Raw genomic sequence first — 18,339 nt, 5'->3', positions numbered from 1 at the left:
TCCCCTTGCGGAGGAACATTCATGAGCCCCACCCAAAATGCCGGCAGCTCATCCGGCACCCCCAGCCCGACGCGTCTGGCGTTGTTGCGGGCAACCAAATGGTTCCCCTGGCTGGTTCTGCTTTGCGGTTGCCTTGTCCTGTCGCTGAACCTTGGTGTGCGTCAGTCACTTGGCCTGTTTATTCCCGACATGCTCAATGATACCGGCTGGACGGCAGCGACCTTTGGTCTTGCCTTTGCCATTCAGAACCTGATGTGGGGGATATCTGCCCCGATCGCCGGTGCGCTTGCCGACCGGTTTGGCACCACCCGGACCCTGATCGGTGGCTCCATCCTGTATGGTCTTGGCCTTTACATGATGGGCACATCATCAACCCCCGGCGAGTTGCACCTGACGGCTGGCTTCCTGATTGGCACAGGTGTCGGTGCGACCAGCTTCCCGGTTATTCTGGCCGCAATCAGCCGTGTTTTCAGCCCCGAACGCCGCAGCTTTGCCCTTGGTCTTGCATCGGCGGGCGGTTCGGTTGGTCAGTTTGTCATGGCCCCGACCGCACAGGCCCTTAACGGATCGCTTGGCTATGTCGCGACCCTTGGCATTCTTGCCGCCATTTCGATGCTGATTGTGCCTGCTGCCTTTGCCCTGACTGGCAAGGCCGAGGGCAACAGCCCGACCGCCACCCCCGATCTGGGTCCACAGGGCCTTGCCGCAGCCTTTCACGAGGCACGCAAACATCGCGGCTTCCTGCTTTTGAATGCAGGGTTCTTTGTCTGCGGTTTCCACATTGCCGTGATTGCCACCCACCTTCCGACCTTTACCGAGCTTTGCGGCCTGCCGCGTTCGGTGGCGGCCGAGGGTCTGGCACTGGTTGGCCTGTTTAACATCTTTGGCACGCTGACGGCGGGCTGGGCTGGCGGCAAGTGGCGCAAGAAGAATGGTCTGTCCTTCATCTACGGGATGCGGGCGCTGGTCATTATTGTCTTTATCTTCTCGCCAAAGACATCGGAAACCATCTTGCTGTTTTCGGCATCGATGGGCGCCCTTTGGCTGTCGACCGTCCCGCTGACCAGTGGCCTGATCGCACAGGTATTTGGGCCGCGCTACATGGCCACCCTGTTTGGCATTGTCATGCTGTCCCATCAAGTTGGTGCGTTCTTTGGCGCATGGATGGGCGGGATTGTCTATGACCTGACCGGCAATTTCGATGCCGTCTGGTGGACCTCAGTCGGGCTTGGCATCTTTGCGGCCCTTGTCCATATGCCCATTGATGACAAGGAACTGCGCACGGCCAAGGCGGCCTGATCGGGCATTCCGAACAATCACGATTTTGACGGGCAGCGACAAGGCATTCTTGTCGCTGCTTTTTTATGCGTTCATTGCATTGCTCACCGGCAAAATATTTTCACCTTTTACTGGATGAATTCAGGGTTGGTCTGTTGTCAGGGTGGCTTTGGCTAGGCACTGTTGCAACCGGTTTTCTGCGATCTGAAAAGCAAAAAGGAAGCAACGATGTCGTCACCGGACACGCCCCGTTCTGAAATCCTGGCGCACTATCCCGAAGTCGGAGCACGGGCCAAGGCCAAAGAACTTCAAAAGCTTGACATCCACTGCAAGAAGTTCATTTCCCTGTCGCCGTTTTGCATCCTGTCAACCGCGACACCCAGTGCCGAACCTGATCTTAGTCCACGCGGCGGATTGCCGGGCTTTGTCCATGTCAAAGATGATAATACGCTGGTCCTGCCCGATCGCCCCGGCAACAACCGGTTGGACAATCTGGGAAACCTTGCCCAAAACCCGCAGGTTGCACTGCTTTTCATGATCCCCGGCGTCAATGAAACCTTGCGCATTCGCGGGACGATCAAGATCGTCACCGACCCTGACTTCTGCGCCGAATTTACCGAACGCGATACAGCTCCGCGTTCGGTCCTTGCCATCACCGTCACCTGTGCCTTTTTGCATTGTGCCAAGGCGTTCATGCGCTCCGAACTTTGGTCAGCCGATGCCCGCATTGACCGTGCCGAACTTCCCACCATGGGACAGATGCTTAAAGACCAGATGAACAGCGAAGGCCCCAACGAAACGCAATCGGAAATGGAAGCCCGTTACCGCCAAAGTCTTTAGGTCATTGCGATCGTCCATCAATTGCCCGGCCTGATTTGCCGGGGTTTGATTGCATCTTTCCGAAGAGAGCAAGTTGGGTTAAAACCCGCGCATGGACAGACCGATTTACATCACGCCCGAGGGTCTTGCGACGCTGCGCGCCGAACTTGATCACCTTTGGAAAAAGGAACGCCCCGAAGTGGTTGCCGTTGTGCATTGGGCGGCGGGCAATGGTGATCGTTCGGAAAATGGCGATTACATCTATGGCAAACGACGCCTGCGCGAGATTGACCGTCGCGTAAGATATCTGCGCAAGCGGATCGAGGATGCCGTTGTTGTCCGCCCCGAAGAACAGCCCGATCATTCGCGCATCTTCTTTGGGGCCACTGTCACCTATGTAAATTCCCGCGACGAGGAAAAAACCATCCGCATCGTCGGCGAGGACGAGGCCGACAGCCTCAATGGCAAGATCAGCTGGATTTCCCCGGTCGCGCGCGCATTGATGAAGGCCACGGTCGGCGATGTTGTCACCTTCCGCACCCCGGCGGGCGAGGACGAACTCGAAGTCCTTGAAATCAGCTACCCGGGCTAGTTGGTGACAGGATCGAACCTCGGCAATCTGCCTGTCAAACGCGAAACAACGGGATTTCTTGCAAAAGTTGCACTACCCCCGGCAACTCCGCGCAGTCAGATAACTGATTTCGCGGGGTAAACAGCGCACCAGCTGGCAGAAAGAACAGACGACAAGAAACAATTTCTCGTCAGAAGCCTTGCGCAATGATCCAAATCGCGCTCATGATTAGCGACATACAGTTCAAATTTTAAAACAGATCGTTTCCCGGAAATAATTCATTTCTGGCGAGCCAGTACGATATAAAAACGACCGGAATTTAAAAATGAGTGATCCTACATTCTCGATTGGCACGAAACTGCGCCATGCACGCAAGATCAAAGGCATGCGACTTTGCGATCTCGCCGATCAGGTAGAATGCTCGGAAGGCTTTCTGTCCAAACTGGAAAATGACAGGGTCAAACCATCACTCCAGCTTCTACACAGGATTGTCGCTGTCCTTGAAACATCGATCAGCAACCTGTTTAGCGAAAGCAACGACAGCATTGTGTCGCGCGCTGGAACACGACAAGTTCTTCATACCAGTAACATTCGCCCCGGCGAAGGTGTCGGCCTTGAAACACTGGTTTCCCCATCCGCCGGTCATTTGCTGTTTGGCGCGATCCATATTGTCCGTGCCGGTGGCGGCAGTTCGGGCACCATCGTCCATGAAGGCGAAGAACTTGGTTATGTGCTTGAAGGGGAGCTCGATCTGAATGTCGATGGTGTCGAATATCACCTGATGCCAGGCGACTCATTCTTTTTCCCGTCACGAATGCCGCACGGCTATCGCAATCCGACCGATAAGGAAACCAGGGTTTTGTGGGTGAACACACCGCCAACCTTCTAGTTTTCATGCTCTAAGTAAAACTACTTTCTTATTGGTCAAGTCACTTGACCAATAAGAAAGACTTGGTCAGTATGCCTCTGCTGGCTAAGTCGGAATTCCACCGTACACAAGGTGGCCGGGTCATAAGACCCAGGTTCGGGAAGGAACATAAATCTCGCATCGATATGGCTGGCGAAACCTCCGGAGTCCGAATTCGGCTCCGTATGAGTTGTTTTCCAAAAAGCCAACAGGGGGCTTATCTTGATGAACATTCTACGCAAATCGACCGTTTCTGCGATTGCACTGACGATGGCACTGACGGTTGGTGCCGGCATCGCCGATGCAAAAGACAAAGTAAAAGTTGCCTTCATTGGCCCGCTGACCGGTGGCGTATCGGCAATCGGTGTTGGCGGTCGTAACTCGGCAGAGCTTGCTGTTCAGCTCCGTAACGCAGACCCGGATGCCAAGTACGAATATGAACTAGTTGCGATGGATTCCGAATGCAAACCGAACGTCGGCGTTCAGGTTGCAACCAAAGTTGCCGCTGACAGATCGATTATCGGCCTTGTTGGCCACTATTGCTCGGCTGTGGCGATGGGCGCTGTTGACATCTATCACAAATTCAACCTGCCGATGTCGGTGTGGGGTGCTGTTCTTCCCGATGTCACCTATGGCAACGATTACAAAGAAATCCATCGCGTGAACGGCACGATGATCAACCAGAACGATGTCGCAGCAAAGTTCATGGCTGAACAGGGTTATAAAACCTGGGTCATCATTCACGACACGACCGATTACGGCAAAGGCCACAACAAATACTTCTCCGAGTATCTGACCCAGAATGGCGGCGAAATCCTTGCTGATTTCGGTGTTCCGGCTGACCAGCAGGACTTCACTGCCGAGCTGACCAAAGCCAAACAGCTGAACCCGGATGTCATCTATTTCGGTGGTCTGGTTCCGCTTGGCGTCCGCGTGCGTTCGCAGATGGAAAAGCTTGGCATCAGCGCACAGTTCCAGGGCGTATCGGGTATCAAGTCTGATGCCTTCATCGAAGGCGTTGGCACCGAACTTTCCGAAGGCGTTGTCAGCTTCCTTGAAGGTGCACCGGTGGACAAACTTCCGGGTGGCCAGTACTTTACCGAGAAATACAAAGCAGCCGGTTTTGCCGAAGACGAAGAAGCCTATGGCCCGTTCGCCTTTGCTGCAATGAGCCTGATCCTTGATGGTATCGAGGAAGTCGGTCCGAACCGCAAAAAACTGACCAAATACCTTGGCGACATTCAGGGTCATGACTCGATCGTTGGTAAAATCTCGTTTGATGATCACGGTCAGAACACCGTTGCCGCCATCACCAAATATGTCGTCCAGGACGGCAAATGGGTGGTCTGGGAAGACAGCGAATACGCAACCGGCGCCCGTAAACTTGCTGGCAAATAAGCCGGTCTGATGCGGCCCTTCCTGTCCGGTTTTTCGGGCAGGAAGGGGCTCATTGCATTTCTCGCAAGCAATTTAAATCAATCAAAACAAAAAGGTAGGTTGGCCATGGATGTGGGCCTTCTCGGTCAGTTTGTTGTTAACGGCATGATGCTTGGCATGATGTATGCCCTTGTCGCTGTTGGCTTCACACTGTTTTTCGGTGTGCTTGATGTCATCAAGTTCTCCCATGGTGATGTCTTGATGGTCGGTACTTTCGCAGGTTTCTCGACCTATCTCGGCATGACTGCGATCGGGATCGACAACGCTTTCATTCAGTTGATCGGTGTTCTGGTTATCTCCATCGGATCGATGGCCATTCTCGGTGCTGTCATTGCCCGCTATCTGGTGCTTCCGCTGAAATCGGCACCGCCACTTAATACCCTGCTGGTTACGTTGATGCTGGGCACGGTTCTGCGCGAAGCCATCCGTCTGTTTTACCCGGACGGCTCGAACCCGAAACACTTCCCGGCCCTTCTGCCGACCGATTCATGGTCACTGGGGTCCTTCACCCTGCGTTCCGACAGCGTCATCCTGCTGGTCGGTGGCCTTCTGGTGATTGTCGGCGTCAATATGCTGATCAACCGTACCCGTCTTGGTCTGGCAATCCGTGCTGTGGCCCAGGACGAAGAAACCGCCAAATGCATGGGCATCAATTTCAAAATGATTGTGCTTCTGACCTTTGCGCTGGGTTCGGGTGTGGCGGCCTTTGCCGGTGTCATGAACGGCCTTTACTACAATGAAATCAACTTCGGCATGGGCCTGTTGCTTGGTGTTATCGGCTTTAGTGCGGCCATCGTTGGCGGCCTTGGCAACATCTATGGCGCCATTCTTGGCGGTTTCCTGTTTGCCGGATTGCAGACCCTTGGTGCCGTCGCCCTGCCCTTTGCCAGTGCGTACAAAGACGTTTTCGCGTTTGCAGTTGTTATTGCCATCATCGCCTGGCGTCCAACCGGCCTGATCGCCGAAAAAACGAGCGAAAGGGTCTGATCGATGACGCAATCGTTAAAAGACAAACTTGTCATCATTCTTCTGGCCGCTGTGATTGCTGCCTTTTCGATCACCTTCATCGCCATTGAAGAACAGGTCGAAATCTTTGCCCTGCTGGTATTTGCCGCTGCACTGGTTCTTGGCGGTGCCAAACTTGGCATCACCGCCTCCATCGCGCAAAGCCTGGCGCGGAATGAACGGCTGATGAACTTTGCCTTCATCGCGGCAACCATTGCCGTTGTTTTCTGGTTCCGCGAAGATCACTTCCCGCTTCTGATGATCGCGACTGTCCTTTTGTATGTGATTGCCTGTTGCGGCCTGAACATTCAGTTCGGCTTCACCGGTGTTGTGAACTTTGCCGGGGCGGCATTCTTTGGGGTGGGTTGCTATACCGCAGCTGTGCTTGGCGATACATCCGTGCCGCTGCTGCTTGTCATCCTGCTTGGCGGCATCATTGCAGCCATTGTCGGATCGGTGCTGATTATTCCGGTTCTGCGTACACGCGGCCATTATGCCGCCGTTGTCACCATCGCCTTTGGTCTTTTGTTCCGTACCTTCCTTGAGGTCAACGACACGCTTGGCGGCCCGCAAGGGCTGGGCGTTTCGGGCATGAACCTGTTTGGCTGGGACTTTAACAACAACATCGAAATCAGCGAAAACCTCGAAATCTCGTTCTATATGAACTACGTGGTTTTGGCGCTGATTATGGTGGTTCTGACCTTTGTTCTGATGCGTCGTATTGAACGGTCATGGATCGGGTTGAATTTCGATGCGGTTCGTCTTGATGAAACCGCTGCGGCCTGCTTTGGCATCAATATCAAACGCTGGAAAATTGTTGCCTTTACCCTTGGCAACTTCCTGGCCGGAACGGCTGGTGCGCTGTACGCCATGATGCTTGGCTTTATTGCGCCGTCGAACTTTGCGTTCTCGGACTCACTGATCCTTGTTTCCATCGTGTTGCTCGGCGGGATGGGAAGCCTGTGGGGCACGATCCTTGCCGCCGGTCTTGTCGTTCTGCTGCCTGAAAAGCTTCAGGTCATTCAGGAATACCGGTTCCTGATCTATGCGGTCGTGATGATCCTGATCCTGCTGTTCCGTCCGCAGGGCATCCTTCCGCGTGGTTTGCGCGCATATATTCCAGGCTGGAGAGGTTGATATGGCCCAGCAACAAGAAACCGTACTGACCTTTCGCGGACTGACCCGGCGTTTCGGCGGCGTGATTGCGCTTAACAAGTTCGACATGGAACTTACCAATGGCCAGATCCTTGGCCTTATCGGGCCGAACGGATCGGGCAAGACAACGTCGTTTAACGTGCTGACCGGCATCTATGAAGCCAATGGCGGCAGCATCGAATTTCTCGGACAGGACATCACAAGCTGGCCTGCCCAGAAAGTCTACGAAGCCGGGGTTGCCCGCACGTTCCAGCGTTCGCGCCTGTGTCTTGAATTGTCGATCTTTGACAACATCATGATCGGCAACCACAAGCGCCTTAATCAGGGCCTGCTGTTCAATATCTTCCAGCGCAAGGCCCTTAAGGAACAGATCCAGGAAAATCACGAAGAAGCCCGCAAGCTTCTGAAGATTTTTGATCCTGCACTGGCCGAGAAGATGTTCGATCCGGTCGGAAGCCTGCGCATGATTGACCGTCGCCGTATCGAAATTTGCCGCGCCCTGATCAGTCATCCGCGTCTGTTGCTTCTTGATGAACCTTCGGCGGGCATGACCCACGAAGAAACCCGCGAATTGATGGATGACATTCTTGAAGTCCGCGAAATGATCGATGGCCTGTCCATCATTCTGGTCGAACATGAAATGGGCATGATCGAACGCGTGACAGACAAATGCATTGTCCTGAATTTCGGTCAGAAAATTTGTGAAGGTGCGTATCGTGACGTCGCCTCGGACAAGCTTGTCCAGGAAGCCTATCTGGGGGGAGAATAATCATGGCCACTGCAAGTGCACTTGAAGTCAGGGACATCTACGCGGCCTATGATTCCGCCGATGTTCTCGAAGGCGTATCGCTTAAGGTCCCGGCAGGCAAAATCACCTGCCTGCTGGGATCAAACGGTGCCGGGAAATCCACCATCATTCGCGCCATTCTTGGCCTGACGCCACCGCGTGCCGGCGACATTCTGATTGATGGTCAAAGTCTGGTCGGGCTTCCGACCCACAAGATCATTTCAGCGGGCATTGCCTGTATCCCCGAAGGCCGCAAGGTTTTCCCGAAAATGACGGTTGTCGATAACCTCCGTCTTGGCGGATATCAGGAAAATACCGAAGCCGTCCTGAAAGATCGCATGGATCAGGTGTTCGAAATTTTCCCGCGCCTTAAGGAACGCCGCAATCAGCTGGCCGGAACGATGTCGGGCGGTGAACAGGCAATGGTGTCCATCGGGCGCGGCCTGATGGCGGCCCCCAAGGTCCTGTTGATTGACGAGCCGTCTCTGGGCTTGTCGCCGCTGTTTGTCAAAGAAAACTTCAACATCATCAAGCGGATCAACGATCAGGGCATCACAGTGTTCCTTGTCGAACAGAATGTGCATCAAACACTGGCCATTGCCCATTACGGCTACGTGATGTCGCAGGGACGTGTTGTCGCCGAAGGAACGGCACAGGAACTGTCCGAAAACAAGGAAGTCCACGAGGCCTATTTCGGCTAGTCACCGAAACACGCTTCTGAAAATATCAGGAACACAGGGGATAAAACGTGCCCAACACCAAAATTGATGCGGTCGAACTGACCCGTCAACTCATCCGGTTTGAAACCGTCAATCCGGTCAATCCTGAAAAGGATTGCGTCGAATATGTCGGCAAGCTGCTGGCAGAAAATGGTTTTGACATTTCCTATCATGACTTCGCACCGGGTCGAACCAACCTGATTGCGCGGATCGGCGGGTCAGAAACCTGTCCCCCGATATGCTTTACCGGTCATCTTGATACCGTCCCGCTTGGTCATACCGAATGGTCCATGGCGCCGTTTGGTGCCGACATTGCCGATGGCAAACTTTATGGTCGCGGATCAAGCGACATGAAATCGGGCGTCGCCGCCTTTGTCGCCGCCGTGATTGAAATTGCGCCTGATCTGGCCAAGGGTCCCGGTGTGGTTCTTCTGATAACGGCGGGCGAAGAAACCGGCTGCGAGGGTGCTGCCTATATCGCCGGACTTGGCGATGTGATTGGCAAGTCCGGTGCCATCGTCGTTGCCGAACCGACATCAAACTACCCCTATGTCGGGCACAAGGGAGCGCTTTGGATGAAAGCCACGACCGACGGTGTCACCGCGCACGGTTCGATGCCCGAACTTGGCGTCAATGCCATTTACAAGGCATCGCGCGCGATCACCAAGCTCGAAGACTATGACTTCAACGTCGCCCGTCATCCGGTGATGGGGCCCGCGACCTTGAATGTTGGGACGGTTGATGGCGGCATTAACGTCAACTCCGTCCCCAACCGTGCGGAAATCGGCATTGATGTGCGCACCATCCCCGGTCAGGATAACGAGGTCATTCTTGAACAGCTGGCCTCCTATCTGGGCGACGAGGTGACATTGACCCCGACGGTCAATCTTGAACCGGTCTGGACATCGCCGGATGATCCGTGGATGCAGTCAGTGTTCGAGGTGGTCGCACCGCTTCATGACGGCCCGATTGAAAACAGGACTGCGGCCTATTTTACCGATGCGTCGATTTTCACCCGTGCCTATGACTTTGCCCCAACCGTCATTCTTGGCCCGGGCGAAGCCGCCATGGCCCACCAGACCGACGAGTTTTGCTATGTCTCGCGGATCGAAGAAGCCGTCGGTATCTATCGTGCGCTGGCTGAAAACTGGAACAATCAATGATGTCACAGCCAAACAGATTGTCGCTTCTTGAAGCGGCCAGCGCACTTTCGGACGGTAAACTGACCGCTGAAACGCTTTTGGCATCCTGCCTTGAACGCATTTCCGAACGTGAAGGGGATGTTGGTGCCTGGATGCATATCAATGCCGACAGCGCCAAGGCACAGGCAAGCGCCCCTGCCGCCAAGACCACCACTGGCCCGCTTTCGGGTCTTCCGATCGGGATCAAGGATCTGATTGATACCGTCGACATGCCGACCGGGTATGGATCACCGATCTATGAAGGTCATCAACCGGCACAGGACGCAGCCTGCGTTGCGACCATCCGCAATGCCGGTGGCATTGTCCTTGGTAAAACCGTCTCGACGGAATTTGCCTATTTCCAGCCGGGAAAAACCGCCAATCCCAACGATCTGACCAGAACTCCGGGCGGATCATCAAGCGGCTCGGCGGCCGCAGTTGCCGATTATCATGTTCCGGCAGCACTCGGCACCCAGACCGCCGGTTCGATTATCCGTCCTGCATCCTATTGCGGGGTTGTTGGCTATAAACCCAGTTACGGTTTCTTGCCGTTAACCGGCATCCGTCCCCTCGCGCCATCGATGGATCACCTCGGGGTTATGACCCGGACGGTGAAGGATGCCGGTTTCCTTGCCGCGATCCTTGGACGACGCCCCGAACTTGATATCAGCAACCAGTCCGGCGACTTCGTTCCGACAATCGGGTTTTGCCAGACGCCGCAATGGGATGCGGCCGACGCAACCACCCAGTCACTGATCGAAGATGCCGCAACCAGACTTGGGAAAGCCGGTGCGAAGGTTTCCAACTTCACCCTGCCCGACATCTTTGCAACGCTTGCCAGCGCCCATGGCATTGCGATGGATTATGAGGTCAGCTTTACCGGCCTTTATGATGTTTCAAACCACCCCGATCAGGCCAGCGCAAAGTTCCGCGAACGGTTTGATGCCGGGATGAATGTTCTGACATCTGATTATGACAAGGCACTTGATCAGGCAAAACTAAGCCGCACCGCCCTTTCCGATGCCATGGGGGATTATGATATCCTGATCTGCCCAAGCGCCCCGGGCGAAGCACCGGTTGGCCTCAACGCCACGGGTGATCCGGTGTTTAACCGTATCTGGACGTTCTCGGGCGTGCCTTGCATCAACGTTCCGGGTCTGTCTGGCCCGAACAATATGCCGGTTGGCTTGCAGGTGATTGGTCGCTTTGGTGATGATGCCCGCATGCTCAAGGCAGCCGACTGGATTTCCCGTCATCTTTGATTTCGGACAGGAACCTACATCCGGCTTTTAACCCGGCGTGTGGGTTCCGCCTGAAGCGGATCATCGGGCCAGTAATGTTTGGGATAGCGTCCCTTCATCTCGGCTTTGACCTGCGCATAGGATCCGTTCCAGAAACCCACCAGATCACTTGTGACCTGTATCGGGCGCTGGGCCGGGGATAGCAGATGCAGGGTCACGGCAACCTTGCCTCCGGCGACCTTTGGCGTTTCGGTCGCGCCGAACATTTCCTGCATGCGCACCGGCAGGGCCGGTTTTTCACCGCTATAATCAATGCGGATGTTTGATCCGGTCGGCACTTGCCAATGGGTGGGCGCAAGGCGGTCCAGTTCCTGTCGCTGGTTCCAGTCAATCCCGGCCAGCAATGCCTCGGACAGATTGATCTGTTTAAGCTGCCCGCGCTTGGTAATGCCGGTCAAATAGGGTGCAATCCAAGTTTCAAGCGATCCCAGCAACCCGTCATCAGACACATCAGGCCAGTGATCGCCATCCACCCGATGCAGGAAGGATAACCGTTCACGCAGACCTTCTGATGCCTTGTCCCAAGGCAGGCAATGCAGACCGATCTTGCGGATACCTTCGATCATCGCCGTTGCAATCGCATCGGGATCGGCTTCGTCATGGGTGGCTTTTTCATCAAGCACCAATGCCCCGATCCGGCGCTGCCAGCGAGCCTGCACGGCGTCTGATTGGGTATCCCAGAAAACCTCTGTGCCTTCGGAAATCTGATCGGCGAAATGTGTTTCAAGAGTTGCCCGCGCCACCGGGGCGGCAAGGTAAATTCTGGCCTCGCGCGCCTGCCCGTCCAGTTCGGCCACCGCGATATAGGCCTCATTCGCAAGGCTGTCTTCATTGGGTAAAACGCCCCCGCGCCCACCTGACAGGCGATAGCGCGCATCGGCCCCCTTGCGCCGTTCGCCAATCCGGTCGGGATAGGCAAAGGCCAGAAGCAACCCGACCTCATCCGCGCGATCAACCTTTGTGCCTTCACCTTTGGGAAGGTTTGCCTGATGCACCACATCAGAAAGCCTGCGTGCAAGTTGCTTGGCGGCCTCGCTGATCATTTTGGGGGCATGACCGCGCAGGATGGCCTCAATCCGCAACCTTAAATCCGCCCCGCGCCCGCGCATGAAATCCCGATCCGAAAGCAGTGCCGCCAAGGCACAGGCAATCTGGTCAAGCCCCAAGGCCGCGCCGCGCAACATCATATGCGCCAGTCTGGGATGGACCGGGATCCCCGCCATTGCCGTTCCCATGGCGGTGATGCGGTTGTCAGTATCAATCGCCTCAAGCCCGCGCAGGATATCGCGCGCCTGATCAATCTTGGCGGCTTCGGGTACATCAAGCCAGGGCAGGCTTTTGGGATCCGTTACCCCCCAGCGCGCAAGTTCAAGGGTCAGCGGGGCCAGATCGGCCTCGGCAATTTCGGGCGCGGTAAAGGGCGCACGGGCGCGCTGTTCATTTTCCGCCCACAGGCGATAACAAATACCGGGCTCCAGTCGTCCGGCACGACCGCGGCGCTGTTCGGCACTTGCCTGCGATGATTTGACCGTGATCAGCCGGGTCATGCCCGATGCCGGATCAAAACGCGGCAGGCGTTGCAACCCGCTATCGACCACGACGCGAATACCATCAATGGTCAGCGACGTTTCGGCAATCGCGGTTGCCAGCACCACCTTGCGCTTGCCTTCTGATGCCGGCTGGATCGCGATATCCTGTGCCTTGGCATCCATTGCGCCATAAAGCGGGGCGATGATGGTATCGCTGCCAACCACTTCTTTTAATGCCGCCTCGACCCTTGTGATTTCGCCCTGTCCGGGCAGGAAGGCAAGGATCGATCCGCTTTCTTCGCGAAGGGCGGTTTTGATCGCCGCCGTCATTTCCGCGTCAATGCGGATATTGCCCCATTTATCGGGCTTGGGCGGGAAATAGCGGGTTTCGACCGGGAAGGCGCGCCCCTCGGACGTAATCACCGGGCAGTCGCCCATAAGCGTTGCAATCGGCCCGCCATCAAGGGTTGCCGACATCACCACAATGCGCAGATCATCGCGCAGTGCCCCTTGGGTTTCCAGCGCCAAGGCCAATCCAAGATCGGCATCAAGGGATCGTTCGTGAAACTCGTCAAACAGGATCGCGCCAATGCCCGAAAGTTCCGGGTCATCCTGAATCATCCGGACCAGAATACCCTCGGTCACGACCTCGATTTTGGTCCTGGCCGATATCTTGCTGTCAAAGCGAACGCGATAGCCCACCCGCTCGCCAACCCCCTCGCCCAGAAGCTGCGCCATGCGGCGCGCAGCCGCCCGGGCGGCGAGCCTGCGGGGTTCAAGCATGATGATCTTCTGATCGCCACGCCACCCGGCATCCAGCAACGCCAAGGGCACCTTGGTCGTCTTGCCTGCGCCCGGCGGAGCTTGCAAAACCGCATTGGTTCCCGTTTCCAGCGCCGCGCAAAATTCGGGCAGGACGGCATCAATCGGAAGGGCCGGGAATGCAGAGGTCATGTGATCTTTCGATATTGAACGGACGACATCGTTGCTCTGCCTAGCAATATCCCTGTGCTGTTGTTTGGCGCAAGCGCTCAGTTACATCGATATTTCACCAGATCCCTGATCCTTGCCCTTTGATCGGCCTCAATGCGGCCCGATGTCATACCGTGATAGGCTCTCCTTGTTGGTTTAGGCAGATGCCTGTTCTCTCATTTCATATCAGTGCTCAGGCAGCTTGCAGGAAAACACCCCAGCCCAGAAACCGGAGACGATCGATGAAGAACATTCTCGCAGTAACCGTATTTAGTTTGGCACTTGCAGGCTCTATTGGTCTGGCAAATGCACAACAAGGCTCGCCGATGATGAAACAGCCCGGACAGGGCATGATGCAAGGTGGTCAGGGTCCTATGCAGGGTCAGGGAATGATGCAAGGACAAGGTTATGGCAATATGGCCTATTCCTGTAACGGCATGCCGGGTGCCGGAATGATGATGGGATCTGGCATGATGGCGGGCAGGATGCATGGGCCCGACATGATGATCGTCATGATGGACACCAACGGTGATGGCAGCCTGTCACTCGAAGAATTTCAGGCCATCCATGCCCGGATGTTCAAACATCTTGATGCCAATGGTGATGGTCAGTTGACCAGTGACGAGATGTCGCAACGCTGACAGTCCACACACTGCCCCGCTTTATGCGCCTGAACGCGCAATCCGAAGAATGATCCCGCGTTCTCCGCCAATCCGTTGCAGGGTTTTCATCCCGCGCGTCAGGCCATAAAGCGCTTCCATCTCGCCTGTGTTTTTCATGCGCGCGGCTTCGTCCCGCGTAATGGCATAAAGCGTGCAAAAGGCGTCTTCGGACAGGTTGCGCAATGCCGCTTCCTTGTCCGCCCTGTCCGGATCGGGATGGGGAAATGAAAGTGCTGCGTTTGGATCAAGCGTTGGCATGGGCGTGTCTTGCTGTTTCAATGCCATTCTTTCTATCACGATCGAAAGGGCCCAGACCATCCAGGCTTGCGTCCAGCGCAGATAGTTTTGCCGATCAACCCCAAACCGTCCGATCCCGGCATGAAACACATCGCGCGCCGGATCAAAAAGCATCTGCACCGCCCAATGTGCCAGCCTGACCGCATCGACCACCTCACCAAACCGGCACAGGCCTGCCATCGCCTGCGCCACCGCATGAGCATCAAGATAACCATCCTTGCTGGCAAAGCTTCTGGGAATACCGTCCGGATCAAAGCAGTTGCTACGATAAAACTGCCAGCCACGTGCGATCACGCCATCCAGCCCGCCAATCTCCGCCCCTTCAACGCCAGTCGTCCGAAACCGGTCAAGCAGATCAAGGATGTAGCCGGTATGAAAGCCATCGACAAAACCATGATGCCCGCGCGTGCCATAGGCCCAGCTGCCATCATCGCATTGCGCGTTGATGACGCGCACCAAGGCGCGCCGGGATTTTTCATTTCCGGGCAGAATGCGATTTAACGCAAAGGCCGCCCATAGGCTGGCATTGTAAATTTCGCTCGCATCATGATCAAAATAGGCGAAATAGCCATCGCGCCAAAGATCACGTGCAATGAATTCCCCCGCCCGGATCAGGGCTGCATGGTCTGGCGTCATGCCGCCTGCCAGCAATCCATCAATCACAAAACTTGTGACAATCGCATTGCTTTGATGACGTCTGGCGTAAAAGGCCCGCGCTTGCCATTCAAACGGATATCCCCACCCGCCATCGGCATTTTGCATCGCGATCAATTGCCCGGAAAAATCACCAAGCCGGACACCACCCGCACCACCATTCAGCAGTGCCAGCGTTTTGGGATTCATCATCGGCGGGATCATGGCAAACCGTCGCAAGACACCCGGTCCGCGCTTGATCGCCTGCAACCAGATCAGACGGGCAATTCGAAACCGTCCAAGACCCGATACCTGGAATAATCGACTTTCAAGCCCGTCAAACGGATCGGCACCGGCAAAATCCGCTTGCCGCATGCGTGCCAGAACCCGGTCCCGAACATTGATCAGAACGGCCCTATTCACGCGGTCCTCCTGTGTGTGCGGCAATCCCCGATGCAATTGCCGCACACATCAGATAGTGCCCGTAATTCAGACTGTTATCGGTCACCATCGTCACAAATACCGAAATCAGGATACAGACCGATAACCGCACCTGACGCACCGACCAGATCATCATTCCCCATGCCCAAAGCCACAAAATGGCCCCAACCATCCCGGTTTCAAACAGGATACGGAAATGATCATTATGAAGTGCGCCAAATGAGGCAAATGACGATGATCCCGACAGGATTTCCTCAACCGATCCGGCCCCGAAACCAAGCCATTGCCGCGATGGCGGACCATCACGCCAGAGATCGGCAAACTCCTGCCAGAAAACCAGCCTTCCACTGTCATGGGTCATCAAAAGACGTGGCAGATACTGCGCGATCAATGCCGCCATGATCCCAAGACCTGTGACCCCGACCAGCACGGTCACGGCCCGTCCGAACCTTATCCCGCCGACCAGATTGATCAGCATCGCAATCACCGCAATCCGCGTCTGGCTCAGCAAAATGGTGATGGCCGCAACCCCGCCTGCCCATCGGCCACCCGGCAACGCCATGACCGAGCAAAGCGCAAAGAACCCCAGAAGCAGGAATGCGTGATTAAGCCGAAACCCTTCATGGGTCAGATAAAAGGAGCTTGAAAGAACAAGATAAAGTGCGAGTGATGGCACAAGAATACGCAAACAATCACGCCCGATCACATATCCCGCAGCAAGCCCGACCGGCAACATCATCAGATTGCCCGCAAGACGGATTTTCTCACCCGGACTGCCATCCCCCAGCCCGATCAAACCGATCAGGGCACAAAGGATCAAACCACCCACCAGCCCGGCCGGTTTGAAATGCAGATTGCGACCATACGCTGCCAGCATCATGACCCAGAAAATCAGCAGGATCAGCTTGGCCATCATTCCGCCCGCGCCCAGCAGCCACAGCGATGCGATCATCACAGCGTTGCCAGCAATCACCAGCCACAGTGGCAAGACCTGCGATGCAACGACGTCAACAAGACGTGTTTTTACATCCCCGCGCCCGGCCAGGGAATAAGGCCTGCCTGTCATATTGCACCTCGGCACACAGTCCCTGCTTCTGTTGATTGGCGCGCGACAGGCAAGCAAATCTTCGCTAGACTGAACCCCTTGTTTTCAAAGCAGATTGGCACGGCCTGATGCATCGTCTGGCGCAATTTTGCCTGATCGCACAGATTATCCTCGCCCCGGTAATGCTGGGCGGAGCACGGCCATGGGCGATGGCGATCCTGTCGATCCTGACCGGCATTGGATTGCTTGCCATGATCGCGGCGGCGCGCAATCTGATCCTGCGCCGTTACGTGCTTTATGTCTGGATACTTGTGGCAGGACTGATCGGCTGGTCTGTCCTGCAATCCATGCCAGTCTGGCCCATTCAACCCTTCCCGTTCGAGGCACCTTATATCGCGCTTTACCCGGGTGGCTGGATTGACCTGTCGGCCCGTTTGATCTGGCTTGCCGGAACGATCACGCTTGGATCGCTGATCGCGCAACTCCATCCCGGTCACTGGCAGATTATTGTTGGCAAGGCTGTTATTGCATCCTGCTGCCTGCAACTGATCCTTGCCACAGGCAATGCAGCTTTTGACTGGCAGACCACCTTCTGGTTTGTCAAAACCGCCCATATCGGGGACTGGACCGGAAGCTTTGCCAATCGCAATGCCTTTGGCATATTGATGGCAACCGGAACGATGACCTGTTTGTGGTTCTTTGTCCGGTATCCGGATCAATCGACGGGCAAGCGGCTTGATCAGTCGGGCAGTTATCTGGCACTGGCCATCCTGTTCACCGCCGCCCTGATCCAGAGCCATTCGCGCAGTGCGATTTTGGCGATCATTATCGCAACCATCCTTTTCGTTACCCTGTGCAGTTCCAGACAATCCGGTCTTGCCCGCCTTCGACGATTTTTCGCTGCAACAGCCGGTGCCGTAATTGTTCTTGCCCTTGTTGCTTCTGCCGAACCCGAATTGTTTATGCGCTTTGCCGATCTTGGCCGGCTTGATCTGATCCAGCGCGATGATGCCGGGCTGACGGCCATACATGCCATCGCCGAACGCCCGATCACCGGATATGGCGCAAACAGTATTCCCCTTGTGATGGCTCATGTCGCGACACCGGATTTAAATACCAATGCCCACTGGTTTAGCAGCCACAATCTGTGGCTTGACGGGGCGATTATGTTCGGGATTCCGGTAACTATCGCCGTTGCTTTATCGCTGATTGCAGCAATTTTTTTCATTCTCCGCAATGCCGCAAACCGGCCAAACCGGGCATTTGGGGCGGCTTTGATTTCCATTGCGCTGATCGGATCATTCTCGGACTGGGTCATCTCGCTTCCCGCCCTTATTCTGCCAATGGTGGCAATGTGGGTGGCGGGCCTTGAAGGCCGTCTTGTATCGCCTTTCGAATTTCCCGAACGCGCCTATCACGCGGCGCAATCGCCACTGCCTGATCAAGCAACCCTGCGCCAGTGACAAGATCAGGCGTTTTTCCGGACATTCTGGCCACCGCCAAAAGTGACAGCAATACCGGGTCAAATGGTGCGGATTGCAGTTGATCCTGTGTCATGCGTTCCATCTGGCGCGGATCACCCGACGCAACCGCGTACCGC

General features: G+C 55.7%; 16 protein-coding genes. 13 read left to right on the top strand and 3 right to left on the bottom strand.

Going from position 1 to position 18,339, the window contains the following annotated elements; translation table 11 throughout:
- Positions 1-21 precede the first annotated feature (21 nt).
- The 11 genes from TH30_RS13510 (at position 22) to TH30_RS13460 (ending at position 11,121) form a co-directional block, all read left to right on the top strand.
- Positions 22-1,299, top strand: coding sequence for an MFS transporter (locus tag TH30_RS13510; protein WP_258548725.1), 1,278 nt, complete (start codon positions 22-24; stop codon positions 1,297-1,299).
- 207 nt (positions 1,300-1,506) lie between these two features.
- Positions 1,507-2,118 (top strand): pyridoxamine 5'-phosphate oxidase family protein, encoded by a 612-nt coding sequence (locus TH30_RS13505; protein WP_114098680.1) that lies wholly within the window; start codon positions 1,507-1,509, stop codon positions 2,116-2,118.
- Positions 2,119-2,209: 91 nt separating this feature from the next.
- Positions 2,210-2,689, top strand: coding sequence for a transcription elongation factor GreB (gene greB / locus TH30_RS13500; protein WP_114098617.1), 480 nt, complete (start codon positions 2,210-2,212; stop codon positions 2,687-2,689).
- Between the two features lie 304 nt (positions 2,690-2,993).
- On the top strand, positions 2,994-3,557 hold the full coding sequence (locus TH30_RS13495) for a cupin domain-containing protein (protein ID WP_114098616.1): 564 nt from the start codon (positions 2,994-2,996) through the stop codon (positions 3,555-3,557).
- A 243-nt stretch (positions 3,558-3,800) separates the two neighbouring features.
- Positions 3,801-4,973: a branched-chain amino acid ABC transporter substrate-binding protein gene (locus tag TH30_RS13490; protein ID WP_114098615.1), complete on the top strand. Its 1,173-nt coding sequence runs from the start codon at positions 3,801-3,803 to the stop codon at positions 4,971-4,973.
- 105 nt (positions 4,974-5,078) lie between these two features.
- Positions 5,079-5,999, top strand: a complete 921-nt coding sequence (locus TH30_RS13485) for a branched-chain amino acid ABC transporter permease (protein ID WP_220150318.1) — start codon at positions 5,079-5,081, stop codon at positions 5,997-5,999.
- Between the two features lie 3 nt (positions 6,000-6,002).
- Positions 6,003-7,154 carry a branched-chain amino acid ABC transporter permease gene (locus tag TH30_RS13480; RefSeq protein ID WP_114098614.1) on the top strand — a complete coding sequence of 384 codons (1,152 nt, stop codon included), beginning with the start codon at positions 6,003-6,005 and terminating at the stop codon, positions 7,152-7,154.
- 1 nt (position 7,155) lies between these two features.
- Positions 7,156-7,941 carry an ABC transporter ATP-binding protein gene (locus TH30_RS13475; RefSeq protein WP_114098613.1) on the top strand — a complete coding sequence of 262 codons (786 nt, stop codon included), beginning with the start codon at positions 7,156-7,158 and terminating at the stop codon, positions 7,939-7,941.
- Positions 7,942-7,943: 2 nt separating this feature from the next.
- The gene (locus TH30_RS13470; protein ID WP_114098612.1) at positions 7,944-8,660 is read left to right on the top strand and encodes an ABC transporter ATP-binding protein; all 717 of its coding nucleotides are present in this window, start codon (positions 7,944-7,946) and stop codon (positions 8,658-8,660) included.
- A 47-nt stretch (positions 8,661-8,707) separates the two neighbouring features.
- Entirely contained in the window at positions 8,708-9,841 is a 1,134-nt protein-coding gene (locus tag TH30_RS13465; protein WP_220150317.1) for a M20 family metallopeptidase, read from the top strand.
- A complete protein-coding gene (locus tag TH30_RS13460; RefSeq protein WP_114098611.1) occupies positions 9,838-11,121 on the top strand; it encodes an amidase in 1,284 nt (427 codons plus the stop codon). Before TH30_RS13465 ends, TH30_RS13460 begins: the two co-directional genes overlap by 4 nt.
- Positions 11,122-11,135: 14 nt before the next feature.
- On the opposite strand, the gene hrpB is transcribed toward TH30_RS13460, so the two are convergent.
- Positions 11,136-13,643, bottom strand: coding sequence for an ATP-dependent helicase HrpB (hrpB, locus tag TH30_RS13455; RefSeq protein ID WP_114098610.1), 2,508 nt, complete (start codon positions 13,641-13,643; stop codon positions 11,136-11,138).
- A 260-nt stretch (positions 13,644-13,903) separates the two neighbouring features.
- Between hrpB and TH30_RS13450 the strand changes: the two genes are divergently transcribed.
- Positions 13,904-14,302, top strand: a complete 399-nt coding sequence (locus TH30_RS13450; RefSeq protein WP_114098609.1) for an EF-hand domain-containing protein — start codon at positions 13,904-13,906, stop codon at positions 14,300-14,302.
- 21 nt (positions 14,303-14,323) lie between these two features.
- Here TH30_RS13450 and TH30_RS13445 read toward each other — a convergent pair whose 3' ends face one another.
- A complete protein-coding gene (locus TH30_RS13445) occupies positions 14,324-15,676 on the bottom strand; it encodes a prenyltransferase/squalene oxidase repeat-containing protein (RefSeq protein ID WP_114098608.1) in 1,353 nt (450 codons plus the stop codon).
- Positions 15,669-16,760, bottom strand: coding sequence for an O-antigen ligase domain-containing protein (locus TH30_RS13440; protein ID WP_258548724.1), 1,092 nt, complete (start codon positions 16,758-16,760; stop codon positions 15,669-15,671). The genes TH30_RS13445 and TH30_RS13440 overlap by 8 nt, the downstream gene beginning before the upstream one ends.
- Before the next feature lie 107 nt (positions 16,761-16,867).
- On the opposite strand from TH30_RS13440, the gene TH30_RS13435 reads away from it, so the two are divergent.
- Positions 16,868-18,202, top strand: a complete 1,335-nt coding sequence (locus TH30_RS13435; protein ID WP_114098607.1) for an O-antigen ligase family protein — start codon at positions 16,868-16,870, stop codon at positions 18,200-18,202.
- Positions 18,203-18,339 lie beyond the last annotated feature (137 nt).

The sequence above is a fragment of the Thalassospira profundimaris genome, from assembly GCF_003326795.1.
In the GTDB taxonomy this organism is placed as follows: Bacteria; Pseudomonadota; Alphaproteobacteria; order Rhodospirillales; family Thalassospiraceae; genus Thalassospira; species Thalassospira profundimaris_C.
This window is presented reverse-complemented; position numbering and strand designations above follow the sequence as displayed.